The organism is Actinomyces glycerinitolerans (assembly GCF_900098745.1).
GTDB classification, from domain to species: domain Bacteria; phylum Actinomycetota; class Actinomycetes; order Actinomycetales; family Actinomycetaceae; genus Actinomyces; species Actinomyces glycerinitolerans.
Genome location: NZ_FQTT01000006.1, coordinates 1 through 6,992, shown reverse-complemented (window position 1 = coordinate 6,992; position 6,992 = coordinate 1). Strand labels below are relative to the sequence as shown.

Genomic DNA, 6,992 nt, shown 5'->3' with positions numbered 1-6,992 from the left:
CACCACCACCGGATTGCGCGTCCGGGTTCTCTGGTCCTACTTCCTCTTGATTGCGACTGCACCGTCTTCATCTCCCTACCTCCCTTCGCCGTCACCGTCCTGAACCACCATCAGCCATCCCACGCGCGCCTCCGCCCGGGCGCCTCATGGTTCATCGGTGGGCTGGACGATAATCGTCTGGATCTCCGCCACCGGGATCGTGGTGGTTGTGGATGTGGTGTGGGTGTCCATGGTTCCGGTAGCACCATCAGAAGCCGTGAACTCGATCGCGTAGGACACCTTCACATCCACCGGGGTGACGCTGTCCTTGAAGTGCGCACTGGACCGGTTGAACACGATCAGGCAGTCCGTACCCTTGGCGTCGTTCTCCTCACTCCAGGGGATGCCGAAGCCGGTGCAGGTGGCGGTGCCGTCCTTGGGCTGGAGGGTCAGCATGGAGGCCGTGGCGGTGATCGTGGCGGTCGTCGACCCCGCGGTGGCGGTCACGGTCACTTCCTTCGGGGTGTCGCCCGTGGCCCACACCCAGGTATCCATACCCACAATCGTGGCCCCCACATCCCCAACCATCGGGTTATAGCCGATCGTCGCCGTAGGGATCGTCACCGCATCCCACGCCGCCCGCGCCAACGTCTCACCATCCACCTCCGGGGCGGGAGCAGCCTGCCCGGCGGGCACATACACAGGGTCATGGTCGGCGATGTAGGCGGCTGCGATCTCACGGAAGTCGCGCTCGTCATCATCGGCCATGTACCTGGAGTCGCAGTAAGGGATGTACCAGTAGCCCTCCGTGTCGTCGGCGTAGGACTCATAGTCTGGGAAGTGAGTCTTGTACTCCTCCACCGAACCACTGTGGTTGAAACGGATGTACTCCGCCGCCTTCCCCGAATCAATCCACTCCGCCCGTTCCGCCCCGGTGTCACTTTGCTCATACCAGCACACCGGATGCACCGCGGCGGTCACCGACTGCGACCACGCCGTAGCACCACCAGAACCAGCCGAGCCGCCCGGAGCCGCCGACACCGACTCCACACTGACCGTCATCGTCACCGAACCATCCCCACCAGCCGACACCAAACCAGAAGAACTGCCACCTGTATTCGAGTCTTTGCCGTATGCGGCGTATGCCGAGGTGGATAAAACGCAGGCAGAAACTAGGCAAAGGAATGCCGCCATCTTCGTCAAGAATTCGATCGACGTTATCATGACCTATACCGCACATTCATTTGCGGAGAGAGTCTGCTCTTCGACTGTTTTCCAATTTCCGTCTTCGTGGACCATCGTTATAGTTTTTTCGAATCTTTTCTGTAGAGTCTCAGGGGTGCTGACGTCATTGCCGTCAACGTCATAATCAACCAAGTCGGTCTGGTCGTCGCAGATCTCAACCGTGGCTTTGGGCGATGAGTCATACGGCGACGTCAGATACACCGATGTCACGGCGATTCTTACCGTACCGTCCGTGTGCCCCTCGACGGCATCTTCATAGTTGTCTTTGAGTATCTGGTATGCCTCTGTGGTCATAAGTGGTTCGGCGTCCTCGATGCCAGTGCGGGTGAACCAGATGTTCCAGGTGACCTGGTCGTAGTTGACGAAGGCCTTGAGCACCTCGGTCTGCTGCTCATCCAGGTCCTCGGGTATGGAGGTGACCTGGTAGCGCTCGGTGGACAACGACTCCGCCGTCACCACACCCGCAGCCTCCGCCGAAGCCGCAGCCGACGCAGACGCCTCAGCGGCGGCGGCCGACTCAGACGCCTCCGCCGACGCCGCAGCCTCCGGATCATAGGTAGGGATATTCAAGGGGTTATCATCCGAGCCCGACGAACACGCCACCAGAGGCGCACAAGCCAGCAACATTGCCAGCAGAGCAGCCACCGAGCGGTGTCGACCGTGGCGCGATATGCGGGTTAAAGATTGCATGTTTGACGGTTCTCCTTATGGTTCGGCGTAGTGACAGGAATCAGTCGTCGGTGCTGGAGGCCGTGTCCTCGGCCTCGGGCGTGGGTGAGGGAACCACGACACGCGTACTGGTTGTGGAGGCCAGTTCGGGGATTTGGGCCAGGGCCGGCTCAAGGATCGTGTGGAACCTCTCCACCTGCTCATCCAGACCCTCCTCAGGACCCCAGTAAGTCAACCTGGCCGCAAGAACTTGGTTGTCGTTATACCGCCAAGCCACGAACACTTCCGCGCTGGTAGTCCAGCCCCAGCCCTCACCATCAACGACCTCGAAACTGGCACGGGTGGCGTTCGTGAATTCCTCCGGAATACCATCGAACTCCAGCTGCCCGCGACCCGGCAACAGCAATGTATTACCAACAGTGTATTGTATTTCAATGCGCCCGAAGGGCTCGCTATTCGACTCCATGTGGCAACCATAATGGTAACCGGTAGCACCTGTATCTACGTTTGTTATGGTGCCGGTGTCGTAGTCGTATCTGTAGGTATTGAAACCGAGGATGTTCTGGAGGTCCCGGTTGGGGAAGACACCACAGATGGTCTCATCAGCCAGCGGAGTGCTCGGAGCACGGGTGGGATCATCCGAGCCATCAATCAGCCCGCACGCAGCCAAGGACATGGTCAGGCACAGGGCGGCGATTGCCCTACCACACCACCAGGGGCGCCTCCAGGTGGTGTGGCCAGGCCGTCTAGCTCTTATTGATCGTGATCGCACCGTATTCACCTCCGCTCGCAGTCACCGACCGCGAAGACACAGCAGTACCACCCCCACCAGAGCCATCCGCCGCGGCCGACGTGAACTGAACCATCACCGCTACATCAACCGAACCATCCCCAACAGACGACACCGAACCAGACGACGAACTCACTTCCATTCCTTTGACTTGGTTGGCACAAGCAGGCGATGAACCAACCAGAAGCAAAAGGGCGAGAAAGGATGAAACAACAATTGCAGACAATCCCCTATATAACTTCATTAGTCGACCACGCATTCGTTGACGGAGAGTCGTTTTTCTTCAGATTCCTTCCAGACTCCATCTTCGTAAGTCATCGTAATCAAGACCTCATAGCGCCCCTGGAGAGTCTCCGGGTCAGAATTATCTTGCCCCGAAGCGTCATAGGAAACCAAATCGGACTGGTCGTCACAAATAAGCACCTGAGCCTTAGTAACATCGTAGGCAAACACCGCGGTGACCGACACACGCAGGTTGCCTTCCACTGTTTCACCTTTGACTTGGTCGTAGCTGCTTTTAAGACTCTGGTAGGTTTCTGCGGTCATGAGTGGTTCGGCGTTCTCCACGCCGGTGCCGGTGAACCAGATGTTCCAGGTGACCTGGTCGTAGTTGATGAAGGCCTTCAGGACTTCAGTCTGCTGCTCATCCAGGTCCTCGGGTATGGAGGTGACCTGGTACCGCTCGGTTGACAGCGACTCCGCCGTCACCACACCCGCAGCCTCCGCAGAGCCCGCGGCCGACGCAGACACCTCAGCCGCAGCAGCCGACTCAGACGCCTCCGCCGACGCCGCAGCCTCCGGATCATAGGTAGGGATATTCAGAGGATTATCGTCCGCCTCAGACGAACACGCCACCAGAGGCGCACATGCCAGCAACAGTGCCAGCAGGACAGTCACCGGCCGGTGCCGACCGGAACGGTATACAGGGGTTGAGGGTTGCATGTTGGACGGTTCTCCTTAGCGGCGCAGGGTGGTTAGTTGGGCTCAGTCGTCGTTGCGTGTGGCCGTGTCCTCGGCCTCGGGCGTGGGTGAGGGAACCACGACACGCGTACTGGTTGCGGAGGCCAACTCCGGTATCTGGGCCAGGGCCGGCTCAAGGACGGCATGGAATTTACCCACCTGCTCATCCAGACCCTCCTCCGGACCCCAATAAGTCAGCCTCGCCAACAGCACCTGCGTGTCGTCATAGCGCCAAGCCACATAGATGTCGACGCTGTCGGTCCATGCCCAGCCCTCGCCCTCCACACCCGCGAAAGTCACCTCCCGGGCGGTGTCGGGGTACTCAACGGGAATATCATCAAACTCCACCAGCCCATCGCTGGTATAAAGGTCTGTACCGATGCCGTAGTCGATCTCGAGTAACCCGAACGGGTTGCCGTCGGAGTCCATGTTGCAGCTGTAGCTGTAGCCGGATTCGCCGGTCTCCACGTTCGTTGTGGGGCTGGTGCTGTAGCTGTACCAGTAGGTGTTGAAACCGAGGGTCTCCTGGAGCCCCTGGTTGGGGAAGACACCACAGATAGTCACATCCGCCAGAGGCGTCTCCGGCGGCTGCGTGGTCTCGTCCGAACCATTAATGAGTCCGCACGCAGCCAGGGAGGTTACCAGGCACAAGGCCGCAGCGGCCCAACCACACCACCACCGGATTGCGCGTCCGGGTTCTCTGGTCCTACTTCCTCTTGATTGCGACTGCACCGTCTTCATCTCCCTACCTCCCTTCGCCGTCACCGTCCTGAACCACCATCAGCCATCCCACGAGAGCCTCCGCCCGGGCGCCTCATGGTTGTTTGGTGGTCTGGTGTTGAGGGTTTGGATTTCGGCTACGGGGATAGTGGTGGTTGTTGTGGTGGTGAGGGGGGTGAGGTTGCCGGTTTGTCCGGTGGATGAGGTCCAGCTGGCGGTGTATAGGACGCTGATGTCTAGCGGGGTAACGGAGTCTTCCAGGTGGGCGGAGCTGCGGGTGAACATGATCATGCAGTCGGTGCCCAGGTAGTCGTTCTGCTCGGTCCAGGGGATACCGAAGCCGGTGCAGTCGACCTCGCTGTCGGGGGCCGAGAGGTCGAGCTTGTTGGAGGCCGCGGTCACGGTCACGCTGGTTGAGCCGACGGTGGCCTGGATCTCGACTCGGCTGGGGGTGTTGTTGGTGGTCCAGATCCAGGTGGCGAAGCCGACAATGGTGGCTTGGCTGTCGCCGATCTTGGGGTTGTAGTCGATGGCGGGGGCGGGGATGCTGACGCTTTCCCAGACGGTGGTGGCCAGAGTGGCGGGATCGACGTGTGGGGCCGGCGGGGTATCATCGGCGACGACCCAGATCACGGTGGGGTTGTTGTTGACGAACTCATGCTGTGCCTTCACGAAGCTTTGGACGTCGGGGAATACCGAGGGGTCGCAGTAGGAGCGCCACCACTGACCGTTGGTGTCCTCGGCGTGGTCTTCCCAGTCGGCGTACAGGGGTTTGAGTCCGGGGGCGCTTTCGGGGGCATTGCGGTAGATCTCTGCGATCTCGGGGCCGGTGTAGGTGGGTTTGTAGCCGCATGAGGGCGGGACTTGTACGACCTGGGTGGAGGAGGTGACCGTCTGGCTGGTCGGCGTGCTACCGGGGGAGGCGTAGGTCACGGTCACCGATGCCTCGATGGAGCCCCCGCCGTCACCGGAAGCCGAGACACCGGCAGACGAGGACTGGGAATTCGTCGTACTTTCCCGATCGATTGCTTGGGGGTTGTCGGTGATTAGGAGGGTTGAGGTCAGGGCAAGGACGGCGGCGAGCAGGGCATGGATCTTCCGGGTGCGCATCGACTGTCACTCCACGGTGCACTCGTTGGTGGACGTGGTGGTCTCTGCAGTTGCCAGCCAGGTTCCGTCGTCGGCGGGGGTCATGACGGTGTTGACTTCGAAGCGGAGTTGGCGGTTCGGGTCGGTGATGTCGTTGCCATTGGCGTCCACGGTGGTCACCTGGGTTTGATCATTGCACTCTGTAATCTCTGCGTAGGTGCCGTCTTCGGCGACGGACACCTCGGTGATTGCTACTCGCACCGGCGGATTATCCCGTTCGCCTTTGCTGCTGAGCAGTTCTGCTTCCTCCTGCAGGTGCGCCAGATAGGTCCCTGTTGCGACGGTGGGCAGGTTCTCGATGCCTTCGCCGGTCGACCAGATGCGCCAGGTGACTTGGTCATAGGCGACGTAGTCAACCAGTGCCTTGGTCTGTGCTTCGGTGAGGTCTTCGGGGATGGAGACCATGTGGTAGCCCAGCTCCTGGTCTGACAGAGACTCAAGGGTAGGGGCGGCAGCAGACGCCGATGCCGAGGCCGCCGCTGCGGCAGCCGACTCAGACGCCTCCGCCGAGGCCATCGCCTCCGGATCATAGGTGGGGATGCCCAAGGGGTTGTCATCGGAATCGGACGAGCACGCCACCAGGGGCGCACAGGCCAGCAGCAGCGCCGCAGCGCCAACGGTGGCACGGCGCAACCTCGGACGAGACAGGTGCGTTGATAGTTGCATGTTGGACGGTTCTCCTTAGCGGCGCAGGGTGGGTAGAGCGGTTAGTCATCGTTGCCGGTGGCCGTGTCCTCGGCCACGGGCGTGGGCGAGGGAACCACGACACGCGTACTGGTTGCGGAGGCCAGTTCGGGGATCTGGGCCAGGGCCGGCTCAAGAACAGTGTGGAACCTCTCCACCTGCTCATCCAGATCCTCCTCAGGACCCCAATAAGTCAGGCGAGCCAACAGCACCTGGGTGTCGTCATAGCGCCAGGCCACATAGATCTCAACACCATCGGTCCACACCCAACCCTCACCCTCCACACCCTCGAAACTGGTTTCCCGAGCGGTGTCAGGAAACGCGGTAGGAATCTCATCAAAGAGAACCGGCTGTCCGGCACTCGGGGACAACGTAGAGTCAATCCCATAGCGGATCTCAATCAGTCCGAAGGGATCACGAGCAGATTCCATATCGCAGCGGTAGCTGTAACCTGACGCGCCGGTGCTCACATTCTCTGTGGGGCTGGTGCTGTAGCTGTACCAGTAGGTGTCGAAACCGAGAATGTTCTGGAGGTCCCGGTTGGGGAAAACACCACAGATCATCTCATCCGCCAGAGGCGTCTCCGGCGGCTGCGTGGTCTCGTCCGAACCATTAATGAGTCCGCACGCAGCCAGGGAGGTTACCAGGCACAAGGCCGCAGCGGCCCTACCCCACCACCACCGGATTGCGCGTCCGGGTTCTCTGGTCCTACTTCCTCTTGATTGCGACTGCACCGTCTTCATCTCCCTACCTCCCTTCGCCGTCACCGTCCTGAACCACCATCAGCCATCCCACG

Annotated in this window: 8 protein-coding genes; all 8 read right to left on the bottom strand. The window is 60.6% G+C overall.

Annotated features, from left to right (window positions below):
* Positions 1-144: 144 nt before the first annotated feature.
* The 8 genes from ACGLYG10_RS16525 to ACGLYG10_RS04105 all read right to left on the bottom strand — a co-directional run bounded on the left by ACGLYG10_RS16525 (position 145) and on the right by ACGLYG10_RS04105 (position 6,849).
* A complete protein-coding gene (locus tag ACGLYG10_RS16525; protein WP_073328188.1) occupies positions 145-1,041 on the bottom strand; it encodes a hypothetical protein in 897 nt (298 codons plus the stop codon).
* Between the two features lie 165 nt (positions 1,042-1,206).
* On the bottom strand, positions 1,207-1,794 hold the full coding sequence (locus tag ACGLYG10_RS04135; RefSeq protein ID WP_139240809.1) for a hypothetical protein: 588 nt from the start codon (positions 1,792-1,794) through the stop codon (positions 1,207-1,209).
* A gap of 160 nt (positions 1,795-1,954) precedes the next feature.
* Positions 1,955-2,359 (bottom strand): hypothetical protein, encoded by a 405-nt coding sequence (locus ACGLYG10_RS04130; protein ID WP_073328183.1) that lies wholly within the window; start codon positions 2,357-2,359, stop codon positions 1,955-1,957.
* A 567-nt stretch (positions 2,360-2,926) separates the two neighbouring features.
* Positions 2,927-3,625, bottom strand: coding sequence for a hypothetical protein (locus ACGLYG10_RS04125; protein WP_170866450.1), 699 nt, complete (start codon positions 3,623-3,625; stop codon positions 2,927-2,929).
* A gap of 42 nt (positions 3,626-3,667) precedes the next feature.
* Positions 3,668-4,294, bottom strand: coding sequence for a hypothetical protein (locus ACGLYG10_RS04120; protein WP_139240807.1), 627 nt, complete (start codon positions 4,292-4,294; stop codon positions 3,668-3,670).
* Between the two features lie 129 nt (positions 4,295-4,423).
* Positions 4,424-5,473 carry a hypothetical protein gene (locus ACGLYG10_RS15540; RefSeq protein WP_083565485.1) on the bottom strand — a complete coding sequence of 350 codons (1,050 nt, stop codon included), beginning with the start codon at positions 5,471-5,473 and terminating at the stop codon, positions 4,424-4,426.
* A 6-nt stretch (positions 5,474-5,479) separates the two neighbouring features.
* A complete protein-coding gene (locus tag ACGLYG10_RS04110) occupies positions 5,480-6,178 on the bottom strand; it encodes a hypothetical protein (RefSeq protein ID WP_073328175.1) in 699 nt (232 codons plus the stop codon).
* Between the two features lie 41 nt (positions 6,179-6,219).
* Positions 6,220-6,849, bottom strand: coding sequence for a hypothetical protein (locus ACGLYG10_RS04105; RefSeq protein ID WP_139240805.1), 630 nt, complete (start codon positions 6,847-6,849; stop codon positions 6,220-6,222).
* Positions 6,850-6,992 lie beyond the last annotated feature (143 nt).

Coding starts and splice junctions, on each gene's coding strand:
- ACGLYG10_RS16525 (WP_073328188.1), bottom strand. CDS start 1,041: ATGACGGTCAGTGTGGAGTCGGTGTCGGCGGCTCCGGGCGGCTCGGCT.
- ACGLYG10_RS04130 (WP_073328183.1), bottom strand. CDS start 2,359: ATGGAGTCGAATAGCGAGCCCTTCGGGCGCATTGAAATACAATACACT.
- ACGLYG10_RS15540 (WP_083565485.1), bottom strand. CDS start 5,473: ATGCGCACCCGGAAGATCCATGCCCTGCTCGCCGCCGTCCTTGCCCTG.
- ACGLYG10_RS04125 (WP_170866450.1), bottom strand. CDS start 3,625: ATGCAACCCTCAACCCCTGTATACCGTTCCGGTCGGCACCGGCCGGTG.
- ACGLYG10_RS04110 (WP_073328175.1), bottom strand. CDS start 6,178: ATGCAACTATCAACGCACCTGTCTCGTCCGAGGTTGCGCCGTGCCACC.